20 protein-coding genes are annotated in these 24,445 nt (G+C 31.0%); 3 read left to right on the top strand and 17 right to left on the bottom strand.

The window, feature by feature from the left end; translation table 11 throughout:
• Positions 1-64: 64 nt before the first annotated feature.
• From C661_RS0105340 to pdxS, 6 genes are all read right to left on the bottom strand, one after another.
• The gene (locus C661_RS0105340; RefSeq protein ID WP_017414281.1) at positions 65-868 is read right to left on the bottom strand and encodes a TIGR03943 family putative permease subunit; all 804 of its coding nucleotides are present in this window, start codon (positions 866-868) and stop codon (positions 65-67) included.
• Entirely contained in the window at positions 865-1,905 is a 1,041-nt protein-coding gene (locus C661_RS0105335; RefSeq protein ID WP_017414280.1) for a permease, read from the bottom strand. Before C661_RS0105335 ends, C661_RS0105340 begins: the two co-directional genes overlap by 4 nt.
• Positions 1,906-1,976: 71 nt before the next feature.
• On the bottom strand, positions 1,977-2,609 hold the full coding sequence (locus C661_RS0105330; RefSeq protein WP_017414279.1) for a GTP-binding protein: 633 nt from the start codon (positions 2,607-2,609) through the stop codon (positions 1,977-1,979).
• An 11-nt stretch (positions 2,610-2,620) separates the two neighbouring features.
• Positions 2,621-3,583: a CobW family GTP-binding protein gene (locus C661_RS0105325; RefSeq protein ID WP_017414278.1), complete on the bottom strand. Its 963-nt coding sequence runs from the start codon at positions 3,581-3,583 to the stop codon at positions 2,621-2,623.
• Positions 3,584-3,908: 325 nt separating this feature from the next.
• Complete coding sequence (gene pdxT / locus C661_RS0105320; protein WP_026050949.1) at positions 3,909-4,481, bottom strand: pyridoxal 5'-phosphate synthase glutaminase subunit PdxT; 573 nt, start codon at positions 4,479-4,481, stop codon at positions 3,909-3,911.
• Positions 4,482-4,491: 10 nt separating this feature from the next.
• Positions 4,492-5,370 (bottom strand): pyridoxal 5'-phosphate synthase lyase subunit PdxS, encoded by an 879-nt coding sequence (gene pdxS / locus C661_RS0105315; RefSeq protein WP_017414276.1) that lies wholly within the window; start codon positions 5,368-5,370, stop codon positions 4,492-4,494.
• A gap of 141 nt (positions 5,371-5,511) precedes the next feature.
• On the opposite strand from pdxS, the gene pdxR reads away from it, so the two are divergent.
• Entirely contained in the window at positions 5,512-7,017 is a 1,506-nt protein-coding gene (gene pdxR, locus C661_RS0105310) for a MocR-like pyridoxine biosynthesis transcription factor PdxR (RefSeq protein ID WP_017414275.1), read from the top strand.
• Between the two features lie 413 nt (positions 7,018-7,430).
• Here pdxR and C661_RS0105305 read toward each other — a convergent pair whose 3' ends face one another.
• The 3 genes from C661_RS0105305 to C661_RS0105295 form a co-directional block, all read right to left on the bottom strand.
• Entirely contained in the window at positions 7,431-8,705 is a 1,275-nt protein-coding gene (locus C661_RS0105305; protein WP_017414274.1) for a metallopeptidase TldD-related protein, read from the bottom strand.
• On the bottom strand, positions 8,705-10,132 hold the full coding sequence (locus C661_RS0105300; protein ID WP_017414273.1) for a TldD/PmbA family protein: 1,428 nt from the start codon (positions 10,130-10,132) through the stop codon (positions 8,705-8,707). The genes C661_RS0105305 and C661_RS0105300 overlap by 1 nt, the downstream gene beginning before the upstream one ends.
• Before the next feature lie 477 nt (positions 10,133-10,609).
• Positions 10,610-11,119 (bottom strand): hypothetical protein, encoded by a 510-nt coding sequence (locus tag C661_RS0105295; protein WP_017414272.1) that lies wholly within the window; start codon positions 11,117-11,119, stop codon positions 10,610-10,612.
• A 414-nt stretch (positions 11,120-11,533) separates the two neighbouring features.
• On the opposite strand from C661_RS0105295, the gene C661_RS21385 reads away from it, so the two are divergent.
• A complete protein-coding gene (locus C661_RS21385; RefSeq protein ID WP_017414271.1) occupies positions 11,534-14,005 on the top strand; it encodes an ABC transporter substrate-binding protein in 2,472 nt (823 codons plus the stop codon).
• Positions 14,006-14,050: 45 nt separating this feature from the next.
• Here the strand turns inward: C661_RS21385 and C661_RS0105285 are convergent, their stop codons facing one another.
• The 5 genes from C661_RS0105285 to C661_RS0105265 form a co-directional block, all read right to left on the bottom strand.
• Complete coding sequence (locus C661_RS0105285; protein WP_017414270.1) at positions 14,051-15,013, bottom strand: hypothetical protein; 963 nt, start codon at positions 15,011-15,013, stop codon at positions 14,051-14,053.
• Between the two features lie 185 nt (positions 15,014-15,198).
• Positions 15,199-15,864 (bottom strand): DUF4489 domain-containing protein, encoded by a 666-nt coding sequence (locus tag C661_RS0105280; protein ID WP_017414269.1) that lies wholly within the window; start codon positions 15,862-15,864, stop codon positions 15,199-15,201.
• Between the two features lie 137 nt (positions 15,865-16,001).
• A complete protein-coding gene (locus C661_RS21380) occupies positions 16,002-16,919 on the bottom strand; it encodes a CsxC family protein (RefSeq protein WP_192812647.1) in 918 nt (305 codons plus the stop codon).
• A 507-nt stretch (positions 16,920-17,426) separates the two neighbouring features.
• Positions 17,427-18,212, bottom strand: a complete 786-nt coding sequence (locus C661_RS0105270; RefSeq protein WP_017414267.1) for a hypothetical protein — start codon at positions 18,210-18,212, stop codon at positions 17,427-17,429.
• A 243-nt stretch (positions 18,213-18,455) separates the two neighbouring features.
• Entirely contained in the window at positions 18,456-19,829 is a 1,374-nt protein-coding gene (locus C661_RS0105265) for an MATE family efflux transporter (protein ID WP_017414266.1), read from the bottom strand.
• A gap of 524 nt (positions 19,830-20,353) precedes the next feature.
• Between C661_RS0105265 and C661_RS0105260 the strand changes: the two genes are divergently transcribed.
• The gene (locus C661_RS0105260) at positions 20,354-21,082 is read left to right on the top strand and encodes a polysaccharide deacetylase family protein (protein ID WP_017414265.1); all 729 of its coding nucleotides are present in this window, start codon (positions 20,354-20,356) and stop codon (positions 21,080-21,082) included.
• Between the two features lie 178 nt (positions 21,083-21,260).
• On the opposite strand, the gene C661_RS0105255 is transcribed toward C661_RS0105260, so the two are convergent.
• From C661_RS0105255 to C661_RS0105245, 3 genes are all read right to left on the bottom strand, one after another.
• Positions 21,261-22,094, bottom strand: a complete 834-nt coding sequence (locus tag C661_RS0105255; RefSeq protein WP_017414264.1) for a sulfurtransferase — start codon at positions 22,092-22,094, stop codon at positions 21,261-21,263.
• Between the two features lie 402 nt (positions 22,095-22,496).
• Complete coding sequence (locus C661_RS0105250; protein WP_017414263.1) at positions 22,497-23,738, bottom strand: HAMP domain-containing sensor histidine kinase; 1,242 nt, start codon at positions 23,736-23,738, stop codon at positions 22,497-22,499.
• On the bottom strand, positions 23,735-24,430 hold the full coding sequence (locus tag C661_RS0105245; protein WP_017414262.1) for a response regulator transcription factor: 696 nt from the start codon (positions 24,428-24,430) through the stop codon (positions 23,735-23,737). The genes C661_RS0105250 and C661_RS0105245 overlap by 4 nt, the downstream gene beginning before the upstream one ends.
• Positions 24,431-24,445: the final 15 nt, after the last annotated feature.

Here is a 24,445-nt window from a genome sequence, read left to right as displayed (position 1 = left end):
TATTTAGGACCTTTATGCATTGTGCAATATCCTCTCTTTTATAGTTTCAAGTTCTTTCAATTTTCTACTTGTTGATATCAGGATACACATAGATATTTTCTGGTGTTTGAATTTTCTCCACCTTAGTTACTTCTATCAAAGGCAAAGTAAAAGTCTCATTATTTTCTGAAGCGCTATACTGAGTGCTTTGAATTACACCTTCTATATTGACCCATGTATCCTTTTCTAAATTCTTTGCTTCAGCCCATTTAGCCATCAACCCCATAACTTGAGCATCCGCAGCACAACAGGCCATAGACATTCTACCTACAACAAATTCATCCTCTTTGAAATCTTCTCTCTTAAATACAAACCCAGTAATTATTACCTTTTTACTTCTGTATTTTTCTAAGTTTGTTCCAATATCATTAACAGCTTTATAAAAATTACTATCATCTATTGCTATGGTATTGTCCTTTGTTAAGGATAAGTTTTCTTTTAACCTATTTTCACTAACTTTTTCATCCTTACTATTCGAGCTAGGAATCTTTAATTTATCCCTTTTGGCGTAACTTGGCAAATTTATAGTTTTATTTTCTGAAATAGCTAAGTTTATTCCCTTTTCTGCTGATGCAAATCCTATAATTAAGGTTAATAGTAATAATATATAGCTACTGCTTATGGATTTGCGATTTTTAAGAGAAAACACCTTATTTCCCTGATAAAAAGTTAATATAGTGAACATGATTAGTGCAAACATCATGTAACTTATCATTTTTGGACTAATAAAAGTCTTTATTTTTCCAGTAAAGATTAAGTAATAAAAAAGTGTTGAAAATCCTAATAGAACAATAAAGGTGAAAAACTCTTCTATATTAAACTTCTTCATTTAATCACCCCAAACATTACTGCCACATTTGTGTAAGCAGCTATGATAAAAACTACTAATCCTATATAAACTGTCAAAAGAATTGCTATTTTGCCTTTAAAATTGCCAAATAGCATGAAGGTATTCTTTATATCTAGCATTGGTCCAAGAAGTAAAAATCCCAAGATAGAACCTACTGTAAATTGCGATAAAAAGGTTCTTGCTATAAAAGCATCTGCTTCCGAACATATTGATAGTAAAAATGCCAGTGCCATCATTATACCAATGGAAGCCATGGGTTTGCCGCCTAGGGAGGCCATTAAATCTCTTGAAACTAAGGTTTGAAATACCCCTGATATAAATGCTCCAAAAATTAAATACTTACTTATAGATAAAAATTCTCTAGTTGTATGATCAAGAATTATACTAAACTTTGATTTATACTTATATAAAGGATTATTAATGTCACATCCACAATTGCAGCCATATTCATCCTTATAGCTGCTACTTTTAAGTGGAGATATGGCCCTCTTCTCAACCATAGATATCAAAATTCCAATGGTTATAGCCGCTATAATTCCAAAGCCACCCCTCATAATCACCATTGAAGGTTTATCATAAAAGGCATAATAAGTTGATAAAAGCACTACTGGATTTACTATGGGTACTGCCAGCATAAAGGTTACCCCTAAACCTAAGGGAAGGCCTTTTTTTATCAATCTTCTAGCAATAGGTATAATGGCACATTCACATACCGGAAAAATGAACCCCATAAGAGAAGCTCCAAGAAATCCTAAAAATTTGTTCTTAGGTATTATTTTTGTTATAGTTTCCTCTGACACAAATACTTGAATTAAAGCAGAGACTAATGCACCTAATAAAATGAATGGGATGCCTTCAAGAATAATACTCGTAAAAATAATTGCAAAGCTTTGAAGCGTATTTGTATCTATGATTCCTATATTCTTCATCCTTAGCAAACTAAAAGCAATAACTCCTATTATTGCGGTATAAAGAAGGAGTGTATATTTTTTTTCATAATTAACTCTATTTTCCACTATTCTTCTCCTTTTGATTTACAAATGATTTGCTAATTAAAATCTTCTCAATCTTGATCTCTATTTTTTATTTAAGCCCTTAAATTTTTTAAAAATATGTCCCATGTCTTTAAAATTCCTCTATGAAATAATTTACTCCTGTTAAGGGTTTCTTTTATATTACTGATATGTTCTACTTCTAATATTGGAATAAAGTCTTTATACTCTTTAATAGTTTGTGTTACACTGTTTAAGGAATCTTTATTGCTCCCCTTTGTATTATTTAAAATTACTAAATCGCTTATTTGAAGACAAGGTAGCAAGAATCTTCCCATATTATTTAAGTAAGGGATAAAGGTTTCCGCCTCGGAAACAAAATAAGTTGTAGTTAATTTTGAAAGTTCCTTGATTCTTTTACTGTGAATAAGCTCTAGCAATTTATTAATATCTTCTGTACCATTAAATTCTATGATAACTCTGTGTGGTGTTATCTTCTGCAGAATATCGTTAAACCTTCTTTCAGAAAACTCTTTGTAGCTCATAGGTTTATATCTTACATTTTTATTTTTTATAAACTTTTCTTCAATATCCCCTGCTCCACTTTCTAACTGTATTATTAAAACTTTCTCCTCTTTACCTAAAGTGTGTTCTAATAAAGCATTAATAAAAGTGGTCTTTCCTGAACCTATGAAGCCTGTTACAATTTCAATATCTGTTTTCATCATAATTTTTACCTCTATTTTGAGTTAAGAAACAACTTTTTAATTGCTTCTTTATTTAGTCCACTTCCAATAACACAAACTCGCCCTGTATACTCAGGATGGCTTTCTCTCATTTGAAATTCTTCTGGTACATAATCAAATTGAATCCACTTCTTTTCTTCAGTCTCAACAATACCCTTTGCTCTAAGTATTGTCCCGTAGGTTGAATCCTTTTCCATAACTTGTAGAAACCCTTCAAGAGATTTTTTACTAAACACCTTTGGTGTTTCTATACCCACAGTTTGAAAAACTTCATTTGCCTTATGATTTACAGAATTTCTTATTTTACCTGCCAACATTGGTTTTTTAACTAAATTTATACCATCCAAAGTGTCATGCCCTTTACTTTCACTAATAGCTATTATTTTCTCTGCTTTTATATTATCCCAAGGTGTAGTTATGATGTTTGCTTTGGTGTTGATAGTTTGTAAACTTTCTACAACCTCTAATAGCTTATATAAAGAAAGCTTTTGGCTTCTACTAATAATTAGGGTATTAGCATTTTGAATCTGATTTTTATAAAACTCACTAAAATTTTTAATGTAAGTGTGATACTTTAGTCCATCTACTACTGTAATTATCATATTGATTATTGCTAACTTTTTTATTTCTTCTGCTTTACATACATTTAAAATATCAGATAATTTTCCTACACCTGAAGGCTCAATTATTATTCTAGTTGGATTAAATCTCTCTATAACTTCTTTGATTGCCTTACTAAAATCTGAGGATACTGTACAACAAATGCATCCTGCATTTATTTCTCTTACCTGAACGTTGGAACCCTTTAAAATACTGCCATCAATTCCTATTTCACCAAACTCATTCTCAATAATAACAATATTTTCATGTTGTAATTTTTCACTTATTAACTTCTTAATAAGCATGGTTTTTCCTGCACCTAAAAATCCAGAAAGTATATCTATCTTTGTTTTCAAAATTCATCTCCCCCACTAATTTTCATATGATTTTTTAATTAATTCATTGTAATCATCTAATGATTAACTTTACTTATGGTGTTTAATAGCACCCTAAAAACCCTTTGTACTCCTTTAAATTTATATTTGAACACCTGTAAGTTTATGCATAAACCTAACCTTATAGATAAAATAAATTCCATAGTAAATAATGATGTTTAAACTAAATTTTTACTTTTACTTTAATAACATTCTAAAACAAAAAAGAAGTAAATGCAAATAATTTGCATCTACTTCTTTTTTTGCATGATCTAAGTTAACCTCTAAGTAGTAATTAGAGTGATTCTTAGCTAATCATTTCCACAAAGTATTTGTGAAAACTTAAATCCTCAGTTAACTCTGGGTGAAAGGATGTTGCTAACATGTTCTTTTCTCTACAAGCTACAATCTTTCCATCAACTTCTGCTAAAATATCTACAGTTCCCCAGATTCTCTCCACATATGGAGCACGAATAAATACTATAGGAATTGGTTCTTTTGAAATTTCCTTAATAATCTTTTGCTCCTGAAAGCTTTCTAATTGACTTCCATAAGCATTTCTTTTTACTTCTATATTCATAACTTTTAAATAAGCTTTTGGATCCTTACTAATTTTTTTAGCCAGAAGTATCATTCCTGCGCAGGTTCCCCAAACTGGAAGCCCCTTTTCTATTCTCTCCCTTAAGGGTTCTATCAAAGAAAAGTCTTCTAAGAGTTTTCCAATAGCAGTACTTTCTCCCCCTGGTATTATTATCCCTTGAACTAAGTTTAATTCCTCTTTGGTTTTTACTACTATAGCCTTTACTTCATTAAAACTTCGAAGTTTATCTATATGCTCGCTTACTGCTCCTTGAATTCCAAGTACACCTATGGTAATCATAACTTTCTCCTTACCATCCTCTATTTGCATATAAATTTGCTTCCGGAATTTCTCTAATATCTATACTATTCATTGCCTCACCAAGCTCCTCTGACACCTCTGCAATAACCTCTGGATTATTATAATAAGTAGTAGCTTTAACTATTGCTTGTGCTCTTTTTTCTGGATTTGAAGATTTAAATATACCTGAACCTACAAAAACTCCATCACTTCCTAGTTGCATCATTAAAGCTGCGTCTGCTGGCGTTGCTATTCCACCAGCTGCAAAATTTACTACTGGTAATTTACCATGTTTTTTTACGTATACAATTAAGTCATAAGGTGCGCCCATTTCTTTTGCAATGGTCATTAATTCCTCTTGAGACGCAAGTTGAACTCTTTTTATATCTGAAACCATAGTTCTCATATGCCTTACAGCTTCTACCACATTGCCTGTACCTGCTTCTCCTTTTGTCCTTATCATTGATGCTCCTTCACCTATTCTTCTAAGAGCTTCTCCTAAATTTCTAGCCCCGCAAACAAATGGAACCTTAAAACCGTTTTTATCTATATGAAAAACTTCATCTGCTGGTGTTAAAACTTCACTTTCATCAATATAATCAACATTTAAAGCTTCCAAAATTTGAGCCTCTACAAAATGACCAATTCTCACCTTTGCCATAACAGGTATGGTTACCGCACTTTGAATTTCCTTAATCATTTTTGGATCAGACATTCTAGCAACGCCACCTTGCTTTCTTATATCTGAAGGAACACGTTCAAGAGCCATAACAGCTACAGCACCGGCTTTTTGTGCAATCTCAGCCTCCCTTGCATTAACCACATCCATTATCACTCCACCTTTTAACATCTGAGCCAGATTCTTATTTAGTTCATATCTTTCATTCATAATAAACTCTCCTTTACAAATGTATACTGGCATTATATAATAATCGTATCGTTACAGTTACTATATAGCCACCTAAATTCAACCAAATTATTGCATACAATTTTTTCTGAGTCAACACAATTTAAAGGAGAAATGAAAATTATGGATATTATACCGATACAATTAAATAAAGAAATTAACACTCCTATGTATCTTCAACTTTCAAGTTCTCTTGGAGAGTTAATCAAAAGTGGAAAACTAAAACCTAAAGAAAAACTTCCTGCAATCAGAAAACTTGCTAATGATTTAGAGGTTAATAATATTACTGTGGTAAATGCATATAAGCAGTTAGAGACTAATGGATATATTAAGGCTATAAAAGGAAGTGGTTACTATGTACTTCAGTTAGAAGAACAAGGCCATGAAAAAAAAACTACTGCAAATAGCTTGGGTGAGGATGAGTTTTTGGAGCATGAGGATATTAAACTTATGTCCAGTGGCCAAATAGAACTGACTTCTAGTACTATTAATTTTGCCAGTGCCACGCCGGATCCTAGCATATTTCCTATAGATGCTTTTAAAAATTGTTTAAATGAAGTGCTGGATAGAGATAAAGGCTATGCTTTTGGATATCAAGAAAGTAATGGTTTTGAACCCTTAAGAGAATCCCTTTGTAACTTTCTAAAGTTTTACAATAATATAAATGTAAAAAAGGAATATATCCAAATAGTATCAGGTGCTCAACAGGGTATAGATATTATTGGAAAAACTCTTTTAAATCCCGGTGATTATGTTATTACAGAAAATCCAACCTATACTGGAGCGGTTTCCGTTTTTAAATCTAGAGGTGCTCAAATCGTTGGAGTCCCAATAAATGAAAATGGTATAGATTTGAAGGTACTAGAGAGACAAATTATTAGGTATAACCCTAAACTAATTTATGTAATGACTAGATATCAAAGTCCTACTACAATTTCATACTCTAAGGAAAATCTTGAAGGTTTACTTAAGCTTTCTGAAAAATACAAGGTATATATAGTGGAGGATGATTCTCTTGCTGGACTTTCTTTTGAGAATTCCCATGAAAGTCCTTCTTTAAAATCCCTTGATACAATGGATAAAGTAATTTATATCAAAAGCTTTTCTAAACTTCTGATGCCTGGTCTTAGAATAGGATTCATAGTGTCTCCTGAAAATCTTTCTAGTGAGCTTCTTAAAGCAAAGCATTCAACAGACATTTCCTCATCAGGATTGATACAAAGAGCACTTCATTTATATTTTGAAAAAGGTCATTGGGAAGATCATATAAATTATATGAAGGATATCTATAAGGAAAAATATGAGGCCATGCTAAGAGAGCTAAATGATCTAAAAAAGTATGGAGTAACTTTTATTGAACCTAAGGGTGGACTAAACTTTTGGGTTACACTACCTCAAGGAGTGGAAGCTACTAAACTTTACCTTGAATGTGCAAAAGAAGATGTGCTTATAGTCCCCTGTAAAATTTTCTATGTAAATAACTACAGAAATAATGACAATACCATAAGATTAAGCTATGCTGCTACGAATCTTGAACAAATAAAAACAGGAATGAAAGTACTGGAAGCTTCCATTACTAAGATATTAAATAAGTCCAAAGGTCGAACTTATATGAGTCCTATGATTTAGTTATATTTAGAGAAAATATTTGTCTAATTCTTATGGATATTTAACCATATTTAATATAAGAATCACAAATTAAAAATTTATCTTTTAAATAAGTACTAAGTTTCAATCATCCTTAAAAATAATATTATTCATTATTCACAATAAAACAGGGAATTCATGCTTTATGCAAAATTCCCTGTTTATCCTAGGTTTTATTTTTTTTATTATCCCTATTATAATATTACTTCTTCACTAGTAATCTGTAGTAATATATAAATTAAAGTACACCACTATATTAAGAAATTGTTATAAATATATATTGAAATATTCTTATATTTACTTCTTTATAAAAATATAAGAATATAAAAATATATAGCACTTATGCGCTTTCCAGCACTTTATATTAAATTTGCAACTACTTATTTTTAAGAAATCTACTCTCCGGCAATATTCACATTTATAAGCTCTAGCATCTTAGGTCCAGTAAAACTTCCGTCTTTATAAATTTCTTTTGATAAGAACATATTATTTTGTACATTCTTAATATTACCAGACATAGAGCCTCCTGTTACTGGAGTTATCTTTTCTCCATCGTAGTAGAAACCAAGTCGAATTTCTCCCGCAAAGTCTCCTGTTAGAGAATCCATCTGGAAGTCTGAAAAGGCAACTAATTCTAAATATGGCTCCCTTGTCATTTCCACTATAGGCTTTTCTCCACACTTTACTACAGTTTCATCAAGATTACCTGTAGGTTCTACCTCTAAATAATGAGAAAATCTAGTGTTTCCATGATAAGTTTTTAAAACTCCATTTTCAATGATAGTTACTTCTTCAAGCTTAAGTCCATCATTATCGTAAGGTGCAGATCCTTTTAGAGTTATAGTGACTTTATCTCCCTTAATTTCATCCCCCTGAACTCCTTCACCAGGCTTAAAATTTGAAAGTTTATTATAAACTGCCCCTACACTAGCCTTATCTGTGTAATAAGAAAACATACTCTTAAGAGCCGATTTTCTTAAAAGCACTCTATAGTTTCCTGTTTTAACTGCATTATTAGCCTTAACTCTCCACTTAGTTAGTTCTATAGCATCTTTAACACTATCCGCAATTAATTCTTCGTCTAAATCTCCATATCTAAATACATTGAAAAGCTCCACGTCTTGCTCCTCAATCCATTGAGTAATGCATTCAACTTCGGAGGAGAACTTTGCAAAAGTTACGTCTACTCCTTCAGAGTTAATTATTCTTTTTGTGATTTTCTCTAGGAATATCTCTGAAGAGTTTATTCCTCCTTGCTCATAAATATCATTTTTATAAAGAGCCTTTTGTATAGCAAGGGCTCCCTCTTCTAAGGTATATCCACTAAATTTTGATGGAAGGGTTATTTCACCACACTTCTCACCCTTTACTAATGGATAGAATTTATTTTTAACAAAACCTGCTGCATATAACCCATCTTTTAGAATAACGCCTATTTCATTCTCCTTCATTGTTGGATATATGTCCACCTCTGAAGACCCTCTATAAGTCTCGCCATTTTCCTCAAAATCCTTATAAACTGTTACCTTATAATTAGTAATTTTCTTTTTTCTATTCATATCAAGAGCCTTTTTAATAAAAAATAACTCTACACTTTCTACAGTTTCTACGTTAATTTTATATTTATCTATATCAGCTCTCATTAATTCATTTATAATTCTTTCAACCATTATCCTAACCTCACTCTCGCCTTAATATATGGCCCTCCGCAAGACACTTTAACCCATTCTTTATATCCTTTTCCACAAAAGCCTGCTCCACCCATTTCTAAGTCTTCTGAAACCATAGATATTGATTTTAAAAGATCTGGAACATACCCTGTAAGAATTACAGGAGAATAAACTTTTCCAGTTAACTTACCATCCTTTATTTCCTTAGCCACATTAACCATGCACTGAATTCCCCAGTTCTTAGGATCTTCCATTCCACTGGCTGATTGTTCTAGTAGGAACCCATAATCAATTGAAGCTATCATATCCTCTAGCTTATGTTTTCCTGGTGAGAAATAAGTGTTTGTCATTCTAGTATAAGCTTTTCTTTCATATGATTCTCTCTTTCCGTTACCTGTAGGCACTACCCCTAGGCTTAAAGCTGAAAGGCTATCAGCAATGCCTTGTTTTAAAATACCATCCTTTATGATTATAGTATCCTGAGCTAGTACACCCTCATCATCAAAATTATAAGAAGAGGTTTCTTCAATCCCCTTAGCTCCATCATGCATAATAGTTAACTCTGAAGCCACATATTCTCCTAAATACTCCTTTGATTTTGCTCTATCCTTAAGGAACATATCCATCTCCACTCCATGTCCAAAAGCTTCGTGAGCAATAAGTCCAGTAACATCTGGATCACAAATAACTTCATATTCTCCCGGTGGCATTGGCTCCGCCTCTAATAAAACAAGCGTATTATTAACTACTAATTCTACAGAAGCTTCCATTTCATCTAAAAGCTCACCACCCTTTAAGCCTGAAAAGCCCTTATAAGAATATTTCGTATTTTCATCCTTAGAAGCAATGCAAATATTTGCTCCATTACCCCACATATAACTTTGCTCTAAATCCTTATTCTTTGAAAGATATAGCTTGTTTACATGAAGATATTCAAATCTAACTCTATAATCTATTATTTTTTCTGATTGTCCTAGTCCATTGTTCATTATAGCAGTAAGCCTTTTAATTACTTCCTCATCCTTTAAAGTCTTTGGATTAATTTTCACTTCCTTGCTAAAGACTTTCTTCATTTCTTCTTCCTGAATTCTTTCATATTCATTAAATGTGAGTTTTCCCATAGCTTGCTTTACAAATCCACCCAAGTCTTTTCTTATTGTTTCTGCGATTTCAAGCACAGTATCCTTTGATATTTCATTAAAAGAGTACTCTGAATAGTTCACATAATTATGAATTCTTACCACAAATCCCCTTTCATTGCAGTCATTTCCTGAAATAGCTGAAGTTCTTCTAGTAACAGAATAAACCTTTCCTATACAATCAGTTGCTAATATAGATACATAAGGAAAATCTTTAGAAAGTTCTTCTACTAAAGATTTTAAGTCTTCTTTAATTTCCGTAAGAAAACTACTATATTTTAGTTCCATGTTTTATTCCCCCTTTTACACTAACCACTTTTTAAATATTCAGTATATTATTATAATGGTACTACTTTCTAGTGCTAATTACAATAAAATTCCATTTCTCTCTTAGCTTATTCCCTATTCCTCTTAAGAATTCTTGTTACTTATATTAAAAATTCGTAAATAATGTTATTTATCTAAACTTACCTTCTAGTATCTCATAAATTTAAATAATTTTAAGTACTTTTTAACACCACAACCACACCTTCAATAACTCCTTAGCTTCAGTATAGTGTAAAGCTTTTGTATAACAAAAAGATTTAATTACAAAATGGCTTTACTCCAAATTCATCTAGCAAATGGACTTAATTATTATTTAGTTACAAAAAAGTCATTAAGCAGTATAACCCTTACTCAATGACTTTTTTTCTACATCTTTTAATTATCCAAACTTTATCATAGTAAAATTACTCTTTTATTACTTCATTGTAATTCCAAAATCTATTTTTCCGGAAAAATTACATCCATAAAACTTATATTAATTTCTTTTGACAATTCTTCAAGTTTTGCTACCTGAGCCTCAGCCCCCTTAGCAACTTCATAACCTTTTACCCCCGTAATTACTGCATCAAACCCATTCATGTATCTTTTATGAATAAAATTTGTTTCTTCACTATGAGCAATTCCATTAGCTTTCTCCCTGAGGTCCATAAGCTTATTCACATTTTCGTTAACATTTTTGTTTTCCTTAATTTCATCAATTGCTTTGGATGCGTCTGTAGTTAAACTTTTCATTTCTTTTACATAGGCAAAATCAGTTTTATATCTTTGTATTTCATAAGACACAGGCTTTTGGGCAATAAAAATATTATAACCACTTACACCTAAAGTTAGAATTAAAATTAAAGATATCACCGTTCTAATTACACCTTTAATAAATTTTATAACTAGAATTAAAAGGCCTAACGCTACTAAAACCATGATAATATTATCCAACGTAAATCCTTCCATATTCTCGCCCCCTTCTTATATTTTCTATATTATACCACGAACAATTACTGTTTTCTCTATTATTACTATTAACCTAATGAAAATCCTACTATAGGTCGGAATTATTTTTATTGTTATTAAACCACATTATTTGAGCTTATTAAATATATGTGACCTATACAACTTAAAATACTGCTATTCAGTTTTGATGATTTTTGACGATATATTTATGGAAGTGTCATATTTTTCACTAAAATTCACTATACCAATTTATATTTTTTGTATTCTATTGATTATATTAAACTGAAGCTATATAATTAATTGTTGAAAAATATTGGTAACATATAACTTTACAAGAAAATTCTACATAATGTGACCTTTAAAATAATAATATATTTAACTAAATTATATAAAACACTTTCTGGAGGTATAAATATGTTCGGAAGAAAGAAAAAGAATCCTTCTACAAATATTGTAGATACTACAATAGCAGTGAAAAACACTCCTGTGGTTAAACATAACAGTAATAGCAAATTAGCATTGTTAAAGTATAACCAACAATGTATTTCTCAAAGGATAGTTAATAAAGTTGGGGATGCTACCTCTGTTACAGAAAACCTTATAACTATGATTAACGATATTGCAGGTCAAGTTGAAGTTCAAATGAGCTCTATCGAGAAAGTATCTGATGGTGTTAGAGAGTATAGCGCCTTTGCTGAAGAAGTTATGGCTAATACTGATAATACTAGAACAATTGCTGAAGAAACTTTGACTACAGCAAAAAAGGGAACTGATGCTGTACATAAATCTATTGATGCCATGGATGAAATTAAATCATCAGTGGACAATGTAAGTTCTTTAGTAAATAACCTAAGCCACAAAGCAACTCAGATTAATGATATGTTAGAGATTATTAAAAGCATATCTAAGCAAACAAATCTTTTGGCTCTTAATGCTGCTATAGAAGCTGCGAGAGCTGGTGAGGCAGGAAAAGGCTTTACAGTTGTTGCTACAGAAGTAAAAAAATTAGCTGAAATGAGTGCAGAATCTGCTGATCATATTTCTAAAAATATAGTGGAAATAAATAATAGTGTTGCTCAAACCCTTGACGCAATGAAGGTAAGCTCCTCTAAAGTAAATGAAGGAACAGAAATTGCTCACAATACATTACAAGTTTTTGATGAAATTACTGAAGCAGTAACTAGTACTACTGAAGTTGTTAAAGAAATTAGTAATGCTACGGCATCTCAAACAAATATTTTAGAAAAAATAATGTATGCTACAGAAGATATGACTAAGGTGGCAGAACACCTAGAGCAAATGGCACAATATGCTTCTTTGAACACTGCTTACACTAAAACTTCCTTAGCCGCTTTAGATGATGTGTCAAAGGACATGCAAGTTCTTACAAATGATCTTCTAAATGAAATTAAAGATAGTGAAGAGAAAAAAGAATCAGTACTTCATGCCTGTCATGGTAAGCCAATTACCTTAGACCCTGCAAATTGTATTGATTCTGATGGAAACCAACTTTTATCAAATGTACACAGTGGATTAATTTCTCTTTCTTGTGAAGGTAATATACTTCCTGGTCTTGCTAAAAGTTGGTATGTAGAGGAAGATGGACTAACTTGGGTATTTAATCTAAGAAAGGGTCTTAAATTTCATAATGGAAAAGAAGTTACCTCTGATGATGTAGTATATTCGCTTCAGAGAATATTAGATCCTAATTTAAAAGCTGATAATGCTTGGTATTTAGATTTCCTAGAGGGTGCTCATGAGTTTATGACAAGACAAGCTTCTTCTGTTTCAGGTATCAAGGCTTTAGATAGATATAGAGTGAAATTAAAACTAGCTTCTCCTTACATGGGCTTTCTATTAAACTTAGGACAAGTAGCTACCTCTATCCTTTGTAAAGAAGATTGTTTAAAAGGAACAATTACTGGTTGCGGAGCATTTATTGTTAAAGAGTATAATGACAAAGAATGTGTATTAGAGACCTTTAAAGACTACTATGGTGGTACTCCTTATGTAGATAAGGCAATCATAAGTTTTAACACCTCTGGGGCCGTAGCTGGGTTCATAGATGGTACTCATGACTTCATAGTTACAGATACCGATACTGACATTACAGAGATAAAAACTAAAACCGGTTTAGATCCTAAGATTGCTGAAATATTAGGAACCTATTATTTTGGCTTAAACTTAGAAGGTTCTTCTCCTCTTGTTAAAAGTAAGGAAGCCAGAAAAGCTATTAATCTTGCTATAAATAAGGATAGAATAGTTAAAGAGATTCTTGGTAGATTAGGAGTTGCAGCAAAGGGTCCAATTCCTCCTGGAATGTTAAATGGAGCCACTGGAAAGGGCTATGATTATAATCCTACTCTTGCAAAAAGCATACTTCAAAAAGAAGGAATATCAAATAGAACTTTAAAAGTTAATTTACGTGATACAGATACTGAAAGCACGACTAATGGAAAAGTTCTTAAGCTTATTGTTGAAGATTTAAATGCAATTGGTGTAAAATGCGATATTACAGTTGTTAAAGCAAGTGAATATCTTACTCCTGCTGCTATTAAAAATTGTGATGGCTTTATGAGTAGATGGATTGCAGATACAGGGGATTTGGACAACTTCTTGCAGCCACTATTCAACTTCGAAAATTCTACAAACTTTGTTCGTTATAATAATGAAGAAGTAATGGATTTGTTAAGCGAAGCAAAAAAAGTTATAAATCCTGTGAAAAGATTAGAACTTTATAAGGAAATCCAAAACATTATTGTGGATGAAGCTCCTTGGGTATTTTTATTCCACCCTCAAAGGGCATTTGTGCACAAAAAAGAATTACTTGGCCTAAGACAAACCATCACTGGGCACTACAAATATGACGATATAATCATATCTTAAAAAAAGCTTAAGGGAGCTTCACTTGCACCCTTAAGCTTTTTTCATCTAAGTTTCAAATAGTTTGCTACTATTTTCATTATAAATAAAAACCTGTTGGTTTTGCATTATAGAAATAGTTAAGCTTATCACAGTTTTTTCTTTCATTGTATTAAAGGTATCTTCCTTTGGTAAAGTGTTTTTCAACAATTTAGTTTCAAGTTTTTTATTGTATTCGCATATTTTCACATTTTCCAAGGTACAATAAATCTCATGACTTAATTTCTTACTTTCAACTGAACTTTCCTTATTGTAATTGCACTGAGGTCCTAAAGGATTTAGTATTTGAAGTATTATAGGATTATTTCCCTTAAAGGCTTCAGGGCTTTTTGAAAACTTGAAGTCTGAACAGCATTTAAAAGGAAGTATCAACGTTGCATTTTTAATATTGCCAATAATTCTGTCACTATAACATTCATTAACTGTGGTATATTTTACTTTTTTTTCTATAACTCCTTCTAAAAATATGGTACTTGCATCTGGAATAATGCTGCAACTACTTACAACTAAATTCTTATCTATATCTTCTATAGTGAAGACCTCTTCTGGAAATTTTGTAAGTGCTTCAATTGAAACTTCTATGTTTGTTTGTGCTAGTATCACAGGGAATTTCCCCACTAAAGATTCAGGTACTATACTAATATCTACCTGCTCACTGACACATTGTTGAAGGTTAACAATGGTTTCAACAAACTCCTTAGGTCTTTCATCCTTGTCATTACACAGTGATATAATTCCACTTGTGTTTCCCTTATCTTCTTCCTTATCTAATATGTTTTTGCTAGTATCCCTGTCATCACCTAACTCTAACTTATCTACCCCTATTGCTTCATTTTTAACCCTACTCTCTCTATTCTTTACTTTTTCCCTTAATATACCTAATATGACTAACATAGCTTTGTTGCGATTCTCTTTAGGAATAGTTTTAGCTATTTGCTTTATTATATAATTTAGGCTACTGTTTTCATTCATAAATTCTCCTCCTTATGCTTATTTAAATAAATTAAACCTAATTCCATTTCAACTCTATATAAGTTTACTTATAAAATAGACTTTGGCAGAAGTATATTTTCTTCTTCCAAAGTCACTTAACAACTTAAGGTTATTTATTTTAAGAAGGAAACCCCGAGGGGTTTCCAAAATTTATTCTTAATGGATTAGCAAGCTGATTTAGCCATAACTGAAAGTGTTGGATTCCAAACTTTTAGTGCATCATCGTCCACATTTTGAGCTGCAATAATTTTTACAAAGTAAGTGCAGCAATCTGGGCAACTATTACATTCACAGTGGCTGAAGCAGAAGGAAGTTGTGATTTGTTCATCTGTATTGTTAAAACCTGCTCTAAAGTCCCAAGTACCACATATAATTTCTTCTCCATTATTTTCACATATCTTGCTTAATTGAAACTTTAAGAATACTGCTGGAGTTTCTCCACCCTCTAGCTCTCTATATTTAACAATACTGCAGAAATCAAATTTTACTACTGGGCTTTTTAAACATCTTGTATCAATGGTTACACAGCCTAAGGAAATTGGTACAAATGGAAGTAATACTGGGTTTCCTCCATTTGTTACAGTTGCTGGTATTTCAGTTCCTGTTCCATTATTGCATTCAAATAATATGCCATATGGGCATGGACTCTTTGGATAGCAGTGTGCATATTTATGCTCTTCGCAGCAAGGTTGTTTATAATCACACTTTTCATAGTGCTTATCTTCATATTTTCTGTCATCATATTTTTTGTCTTCGTATCTGCAATCACATTTATCATAATACTTTTTGTCTTCATATCTTTCTTCTGGTCCATTGTAATTTAGTTTCATATATAAAATCTCCTTTTAGATTTAATTTATTTTTCAATCTATTTATATTAAAAGAATAAATCTCTACAATTCTGAGTTAATAATTTTAAGTTTTTTATTGAACTAACCATTTATAATATTTTACTAAGAAGTTTTTCTTAGTATTTATCTCTTTTTATTGGTCTTGCTACCATTCCTTTTCCGGGTATGCAGCTTACTTCAATGTCATCATAGTAGTCACAGGAATTATGATTATCTTCATAGTTCTTATCTTCATAGTGCTTTTCTACCTTTACTTCACAATCAGGTTCTGGAATAAATACTTGTTGAGTTTGTAATACTTTAAGGTCTATATAAACTACCATTTTTTCGATGAAGTTTGTGAAACAATTTACTGCTGAGAACTCTGTTAGGCATTCATTATTTCTATTAAAAATATCAGTTTCTAGAATTTTTGTCCACTCTACTTCGCAGAAGATTGGCTCAAAATATTGATTATAGTGTATCCAGTTGTCTTCGCCCTCATCTTTGCAAACCATATTGTAATCTAAAACATTAGATTTAGATTTATAGGACTTTCCAAAGTTAGGTTGTTTAGTAAATTTTACTGCGGTTACACATCTAAAGTCAGCGTTAATTACATGATGTCTTATATCTCCACTAAAGCTATTTGCATTTTCTTGGTCAACAGTTGAATACTGTATATTTTTTTGAACATAACCTGCAAGGAATAATTTATTTGTATATGGTACTAAATGACATTGTGTTATACATACTTTTTTATCAATAGTTTTAATGTCATAAGCTGGTTCGTTTAAAACTACTTCTTTTTCAAGGTCTATTTGAACTTTAACTTCAGATAGAACAACTGGAACCTTAACTACCATTGGACCTGGATATCCATATGGATGATAGTGCTCGTTGCTACATTCCCCCAAGTTCACAGGTTCAATTGTAGCCGGTGGGCACTCTCCACAATTACAATTATTAAAGGTTGCATGATTCTTAAACACGATTTCATCTCCATTTTTGTCTTCAAGTATATGAAAGCCTAAAGTTACATTGATTTTATCCAATAATCTACTTTTGCTCTTTCACATTATCTGCTGAATCCTTAAGCTTCATATCTAATAATATCTTATTCAGTAATTTGAAAGTTGTTACAGCTTGTCACTTATTTTTAGAACTTCTTATTTACAAATTTTTTCGACAAATACTAGTTTGATAAAAAACTATATTTAAATTAATCTTGCCTACTCATCTTTAACTTTACCTAGGTATGTAATATTTTTATTTAGATGATAAAATTCAATGCTCCATCAATAGATAAAGTTATTACATTGTTACAATATAGATAAACCACGTCATAGCTTTAAATAAAATTAAGTTTTTTCAATGCTTCGATAGCAAAGTACTTTAAGGTTTCAAGTGGTAAATCTATATGTTCTAATTGAGTAAATACAGAATCATATTGTTATGTTTAGTTTCTTACTTCAAATCCTCTATTTATGTATCCTCATTAACTATAAAAAAAGGAGAGTATGCATCAAATTGCTTACTCTCCTTATAGTATTAAAAAGTAGTTATTCATCTTCTACTAGTTTTTCTTCTTTTATATTACTTTTATCTTCTATCTTATAATTGATTTTATCAAAATGAGAAATAGCTAGTGGTTGATTTTGAATTATCTTTAGACCTATATTAAGTACCATCTTCACAAATAGCTTTCTACAATTTTTACATTCCTCGTTATTGCTCATATTTTCTTTAATGGAATTCTCTAGAATATTAGTTTCTAAAATCTTTAACCACTCCAACTCACAGTAAATTTGTTCTTGGGGTTTGTTATAATAAAACCAAGAGTTTTCTGTGGTTCCTTTGGCTAACTCAATATTTTTCATCACACATATGGATTTATTTATAGTTTTCCCATATATGGGTTTGGTTAAAAAAGAAACTTCGGTAAAAGCTTTAAAAGGTATATTTATAGTCATATGTTTTAATTCTTTCCTAGGCAATCCTATCTGTCTACTTTCATAGAACTCAATATACTTTTGAACATATCCTTCTACAAATAAGTTATTTGTGTAAGGTATTATATTACATTCAGTTATCATTGTATGTTTACTTTCAGCCCTTACATATGTTTTATTTTCTCCTAACTCTATTTCTTTATCTAAGGTTAACTCTATTTCAATTCCAGCTAAAACTATTGGAACATTTACTATAAAAGCATTTTTGCTTGTATCAATATTATATTGTTTGCTACGACATTTTACTATTGTATCACATTCTAATACCTTTACTTCATTGTCTTCCTTGCAGTGTACGTGTTCTTTTCCATTATTAAATTTATTTTCTTCAGACATATTTTTAACCTCCTCACACCACAAGCTAACATTATAAATCTAAAATATACCTATGTCAGTATATCTATTTTACAGTATATACTATTCATTTTTTTAATAAATGTTACTATACATAGGTTTTCTGATGAAAAATTAGCTTTATTCATTGTATAAATAAAACTAATTTTATAGCTTTCTATAATAAAAATCACCTTATATTCTTTAGTGTCCTAAAGAATATAAGGTGATACAAATGAAAAAACTTTAAGCAACTAGCTCAATTTCCTCTTTGAAAAGCTTGTTTCTTTTTAATAAGATAGTGAAAATCACAACCATCAATATGCCTTTAATAACACTACTCATACTAATACTCCACCATACTCCGTTTAATCCTAAAAGACTTTCTGATGCAAGGATATAAGCTGCAGGTACTCTAAGTCCTGTGAATATTACACTTATAACAGATGGTATCATAGTTCTCCCTAGCCCATTGAAAGCACCACTAACAGTAATTTCTATACACATAAACAACTGAGAGTATCCTAATATTCTCAAATAAACAATTCCGTATTTTATAGCCTCTTCCTCTGGTATAAATAATGAAAATACTGTTCTTCCTCCAAATGTCAGTAGCAAGGTTGCAAAAATACCTACTATAATAGCCATTATCATAGTAGCCCTATATCCCTCTTTAACTCTATGATATTTTTTAGCCCCATAATTTTGTCCCACAAAGGTTCCTAAAGCAGTTGAGAATCCACCTGCTGTCATCCAAGATATAGCTTCAATTTGAGAACCTACCTTTTGTACTGCAATTGGAATAGGTCCAAAGTTCGCAATAGCTCTAGCAATGAGAATGGAGAATATAGTGAATAATCCACTTTGTCCTCCTACCGGAAGTCCTAACTTGCAAATTGTTATAATATTTTCCTTATTAGGTTTAGAAAATATATTAAACTTTAGATATTGCTCTTTGCTTTTTAACATTACAAGTATAAAACATAAGGTTACTACCATTTGAGCTAAAACAGTAGCTATAGCTGCTCCTAAAACTTCCATTCTTGGAAATGGTCCAATTCCAAGTATTAATACAGGATCAAATACCATATTAAACACTAATCCTATTGAGTTAATGATAAAAGGAGTTCTACTATTTCCTGCCCCATTAAAAATTGAAGTGAAAACAGGATTTATAAAGTAAAATGCCATTCCTAAAATCATTACTATTAAATAAGTTTCTGCCATATTCACAATAGAAGGGTCCCCTAATTTAAAAAAGCCTAAAAGAGGTTTTCTAAACATAAATAAAACCGCCCCGTATGCCAATGCCAAAATTACATTTATTTGAATTGAACTGATAATATAGCTTTTAGCTGTATCATTATCTCCTCTTCCTAAACTTTGGGCAACTTTAACTTCAGCCCCAATCTTAGAAATCATAATAAATGCCATAGCCAACCAAGTAAAAAAGCCTGCAGTTCCAACCGCTGCAACAGCTTTACTTCCCACTCTTCCTATCCAAATCATATCTGTCATGTTATAAGCCATTTGTATGAAAGAGGTTCCCATAATTGGAATTGCTAGTTTTATTAGACTTGTAAAAATATTTCCTTCAACTAAATTTATTCTCTTTTCCATGATTCATCTCCAGTCATTAATTTTATTTAAATACTATCTAAATTCTAACATTTGTTGTAACTAATACTCCCTACCAACTTATACTAAAAAAAATACATATTATAACTATATATTGATAGGGTCTTTTCCTTAACTCCATGTTCATTAGAGTGTAGAGCGAAACTCAGTTAAGACTTAACTTCTACATCACACTATATTAGTCATCTTAAGGTTTTGGGGTAAACAAAGTATATTTTCACCTTACAAGCCTCTATGCACCTGGTGATAGAGGTTATACTAAATTTCATAATACAATATTTTTTTCATTATTATTTATCTTTTTCCTTGATATACCATTGATTAATTTATATATTTTAACTTATATATTTACATCACAAGTATATTTTATTTTGTTTAAATCAGATTGTCCACTAAATAATATTATTTGAGAAAAATTGTTTAGGATATGAATCGATATTTAAGAAATAATAAGTATTGTTTAACAAAACCAAACCTGTTCATTATTTATGAAACGGAGGAATAAAATGAAAAAGATTATTTTAACTTATATTTCTACTGTATTAACTATATTTATAGTTTTAAACTATATATTAGTACCTAAAGTTAAGGCAATTACTTTAGATTCATCCATGGATGAAAAAACTATTTATTTAACTTTTGATGATGGACCTAGTGTTTTAACAGGGGAAATTCTAGATATTTTGAATAAGTTTGAAGTTAAAGGTACATTTTTTCTTATTGGAAATCAAATAAAAGGACAAGAGGAAATAGTTAAAAGATTACATAAGGAAGGTCATAGTATAGGACTTCACACTTACACTCATGAGTATAAGAAAATCTATTCTAGTCAGCAGAGATTTATTTCTGAAATGCTTACCACTCAAAAAATCGTAGATGACCTTACTGGTGTTAAACCCAATATTATAAGATTTCCTTTTGGGAGTAATAAAAAGTTAAGCCAAATCTTTTTAAATAATCTTCATAACCATAATTTCAAGGTATATGATTGGAATCTTTTTATGTCCGATGGTATCAATTGCAAAACCCCTCCCTATAAACTATACAAAGAGGCAACTAAACCTGTAGAGTCTGAGGGACCAGTAATTTTACTTATGCATTGTGATTACACCCATAAAAACACCTGCAAAGCCTTACCAGAGGTTATAAAGTTTTACAAAGACAAAGGATATGAGTTTAAAGTTATCGATGAAACCACTCCTGAACACTATTTCCCACTAAAGAAGCAAGTATAAAAGAAAGATATGTTGAAGTGCAATTTCAACATATCTTCTTTATTATATTTATATATTATATGAATCTGTATTTGTTGTTCTTGCTTTTAAATTACAATTCTGAGAGCTTTACAGTTAATACTAACCTATCAATATTTTTGTTGCTGTATACTAGTCTTATCATAAATTATATTTTGAACTATTCTCCATCAGTTGCTACTGGGTTCTCATCATAACTTGACCAGTCACTCCAGCTCCCTACATAAAGCCTAGAGGGAATACCTATTTCTTCTAGAATAAGAACATTAGCGCACCCTGTAACTCCAGATCCACAATGTACTATTACCTCTTTATAATCTTTTACTTTTTCAAATCTTGATTTAAGCTCTTCTAGTGGAAGTACTTTACCCTCTTTAAAATTTAAAGTCCAATCATAATTTTTAGCACCTGGTATATGTCCTGCCTTCTTATCCATTGGCTCCACTAGCCCTAGGTATCTTTCTTTGGCCCTTGAATCAATAATTACAACATCATTGCTTCTGAGATTTTCCTTTACATAATCCATTGAGCATTTCATTTCTTCTTTAAAGTTTATGTCTATTTTTCCTTTTGCTTTTCCCCTATACTCTTCTGCAGTAACTCTTCCCTGAGAAGTCTTCCAAGCTGTTATTCCACCCTCTAATAGATACACTTTATCAATTCCTATATACTTAAGCATCCACCAGAGTCTTGAAGGGGCAGCTAAATCACCATCATCATAGATCAAAACTGTTGTATTGTTTGATACTCCTAGGGACTCCATAAACTCTACAAAGTCCTTCATATTTGGAAGTGGATGTCTTCCCCCATGCTCTCCCTTTTCTCCTGCTAGGTCTTTATCAAGGTTAACGGAAATTGCTTTTGGGATGTGTGCTTCCTTGTAAGCCTTATCTCCATAGATTGGATCTTGAAGACTAAATCTACAATCAATAATTACTAAGTCATCATCCTCAATATGACTTTTCAACCAATTTATATCAACTATATTTTTCAAAAAAATCACTCCTTATTTAATACATCCTATAATGATATATGTATAATATTAACAATTATCCTATCATAAATATAATAGCACTTAGGAAAATAAAAATCTAGTTTACTCTTGTAAAGTCTTATAAAATGAGAAATACTTACTAATAATTTAAGTGCACTTCTACCTGCAAGTATTTTCGTGTATTGTTTATATGTAACTCTAATTTTTTACCCACTAAAAATTCTTTACATATGCATGTCTTTAAGCTTTTCCTATTTATTAGTAAGATCTATTGTATAACTATTTATCCCAATATATACTTTAGTATATCTAAGAAGGTTCTACTGATGACAACTATCCTTATAGACTCTTTAGTAAAACTAAAATTCGTCATTACCAACTCACTACAACTTTTTATTTTACCTAGTATTTTAAAAAAGTAATAATAAACTTTGTGCCAGTGCCAAGCCTACTCTCTGCATCTATCATCCCATTATGTGCTTCAATTATAGACTTTGAAAGAGCTAATCCTATGCCTACTGAATTAGTGTTTTTAGAATCTTTAGCCTTATAGAATCTTTTAAAGATATTTGGCAGATCTTCCTCACTTATCCCATGACCTTTATCTTCAATTATAATTCTGATGTATACAGGATTTTCTATTAGACTTATATATACCTGTCCTCCCTCTTCACTGTGCTCTATACCATTTTTTATAATATTAATTAATGCTTCTTGAAGCCATGATGTATCATGGTTAAATGCTATTTCAACTTCCTCATGAAAGCTGACAACAACACCTTTTTCGTTAGCCATGCTTTCCAAGGCTTCAACTGATTCTCTTATTGTTTCACTTAAACTATAGTTTTCCTTATGAAAATCAACAGCCTTAGCATCTACCTTAGCAAGCTTTAGCATGCTTTTTATAAGCCACTCCATCTTATGAAGTTGATTTTGGTTACTCACCAAAAAAGTAGTTCTTTGGTCATTGGATAACTCCTTACTCAGCATAATTTCATTATATAAGATCATTGAAGAAAGTGGAGTTTTTAACTGATGGGATATATCTGCTAACAAATCAACTAAGAATTGTTTCTCTCTTTTTAAATTATGTAAATTACTTCTAATAATTTCTTTCATAGAATTAAAGGCTATTGCTAGTTTAGAGAAATCGCCTTCCTTATCTTCACTAATTGCAATATCATATTCTCCCTCAATTACTCTTTTAGCTCCTGTAGTTATTCGTCTTATCCTTTTATAAAAAAAAGTATGGTTAAAATAATTCACAGTTAAAATCATCAATAACATAGCTATAAATATAAAACAAATCAAATAATAATTTTCAGTTGAAGTTTTACTTATATATGGAAAGATAACTGTATCTAACTCTTTAGTAATGCCATATTTCCTTAAAAACTCCTCACCTTTCACCTTTTCTTCCTCTGATGCCTTGTCTAGTATTAGTGGAATTATATCTTTTTCTAGCTGAGGATCTTTCTCTATAATTTTTATTGCCGTAGCTCCCAGTGATTTTATATAGGAATCCTTTAACCGGTCATGTTGCAGTTTCAGGGCAATGATTGTGATAAGAAAAAAAGTACTCATTAAAATTACAAGGAAAATTGAACTTCTTTTTAGCTCTGGATTAGTAAAGTATTTTTTCATAGCCTTACTACCTCTCCATTCCACTTATACCCTAATCCTCTTTGGGTGACTATATACTGAGGTTCTCTAGGATTATCTTCTATTTTTTCTCTAATTCTCTTTATATACACTGATAGAGTATTTTCATCAAAAAATACCTCATCGCCTTCAATAAGTTTGCTTAGTATTTCTTCTCTCTTCATCATTACATTTGAATTACTCATGAAAATTAATAAAAGTTTGTATTCTTGAGCAGTTAAGGTTATTTCTTGTCCTTTTTTCTTTACAGTAGTATCTAGAGTATTTATCTCTAATTCTCCACTTTTCATTTTAGTTCCACCAGCTTGTGTTTTGCTACTTCTTCTTATTAAGGCCTTTATCCTAGATAAAAGTTCCCTCACTCTAAAGGGTTTTGTAATGTAGTCATCTCCTCCAATTTCTAAACCTAAAACCACATTTACTTCATCATCTAATGCAGTTAAGAATATAATTGGTACTTCACTTTTTGTTCTTATGTATTTACATAAATCATAGCCATTACCATCTGGTAGGTTTATATCAAGAAGAATTAAATCAAATTCTTCTTTTTCAAAGAAGCCCTTACCCTGTGCTAAAGTTGCTCCTCGTACCACTTCATATCCTTCATCCCTAAGGGTAAACTCTATACCTAAAGCTAATGCTTCATCATCCTCAATTAACAATAATTTATTCATAAACTCACCTCACAA

Origin of the sequence: Clostridium tunisiense TJ (assembly GCF_000300195.1) — a bacterium.
GTDB classification, from domain to species: Bacteria; Bacillota; Clostridia; order Clostridiales; family Clostridiaceae; genus Clostridium_J; species Clostridium_J tunisiense.
Note: the sequence above shows the minus strand (reverse complement) of the source record. Positions and strands in the feature narration are given on the sequence as shown.

What these genes read in the sequence shown, in the direction of transcription:
- C661_RS0105340 (WP_017414281.1), bottom strand. Translation starts at nt 868, where the DNA reads ATGAAGAAGTTTAATATAGAAGAGTTTTTCACCTTTATTGTTCTATTA.
- C661_RS0105330 (WP_017414279.1), bottom strand. Translation starts at nt 2,609, where the DNA reads ATGATGAAAACAGATATTGAAATTGTAACAGGCTTCATAGGTTCAGGA.
- pdxT (WP_026050949.1), bottom strand. Translation starts at nt 4,481, where the DNA reads ATGATTACCATAGGTGTACTTGGAATTCAAGGAGCAGTAAGCGAGCAT.
- pdxS (WP_017414276.1), bottom strand. Translation starts at nt 5,370, where the DNA reads ATGAATGAAAGATATGAACTAAATAAGAATCTGGCTCAGATGTTAAAA.
- pdxR (WP_017414275.1), top strand. Translation starts at nt 5,512, where the DNA reads ATGGATATTATACCGATACAATTAAATAAAGAAATTAACACTCCTATG.
- C661_RS0105305 (WP_017414274.1), bottom strand. Translation starts at nt 8,705, where the DNA reads ATGGTTGAAAGAATTATAAATGAATTAATGAGAGCTGATATAGATAAA.
- C661_RS0105300 (WP_017414273.1), bottom strand. Translation starts at nt 10,132, where the DNA reads ATGGAACTAAAATATAGTAGTTTTCTTACGGAAATTAAAGAAGACTTA.
- C661_RS0105295 (WP_017414272.1), bottom strand. Translation starts at nt 11,119, where the DNA reads ATGGAAGGATTTACGTTGGATAATATTATCATGGTTTTAGTAGCGTTA.
- C661_RS21385 (WP_017414271.1), top strand. Translation starts at nt 11,534, where the DNA reads ATGTTCGGAAGAAAGAAAAAGAATCCTTCTACAAATATTGTAGATACT.
- C661_RS0105285 (WP_017414270.1), bottom strand. Translation starts at nt 15,013, where the DNA reads ATGAATGAAAACAGTAGCCTAAATTATATAATAAAGCAAATAGCTAAA.
- C661_RS0105280 (WP_017414269.1), bottom strand. Translation starts at nt 15,864, where the DNA reads ATGAAACTAAATTACAATGGACCAGAAGAAAGATATGAAGACAAAAAG.
- C661_RS0105270 (WP_017414267.1), bottom strand. Translation starts at nt 18,212, where the DNA reads ATGTCTGAAGAAAATAAATTTAATAATGGAAAAGAACACGTACACTGC.
- C661_RS0105265 (WP_017414266.1), bottom strand. Translation starts at nt 19,829, where the DNA reads ATGGAAAAGAGAATAAATTTAGTTGAAGGAAATATTTTTACAAGTCTA.
- C661_RS0105260 (WP_017414265.1), top strand. Translation starts at nt 20,354, where the DNA reads ATGAAAAAGATTATTTTAACTTATATTTCTACTGTATTAACTATATTT.
- C661_RS0105250 (WP_017414263.1), bottom strand. Translation starts at nt 23,738, where the DNA reads ATGAAAAAATACTTTACTAATCCAGAGCTAAAAAGAAGTTCAATTTTC.
- C661_RS0105245 (WP_017414262.1), bottom strand. Translation starts at nt 24,430, where the DNA reads ATGAATAAATTATTGTTAATTGAGGATGATGAAGCATTAGCTTTAGGT.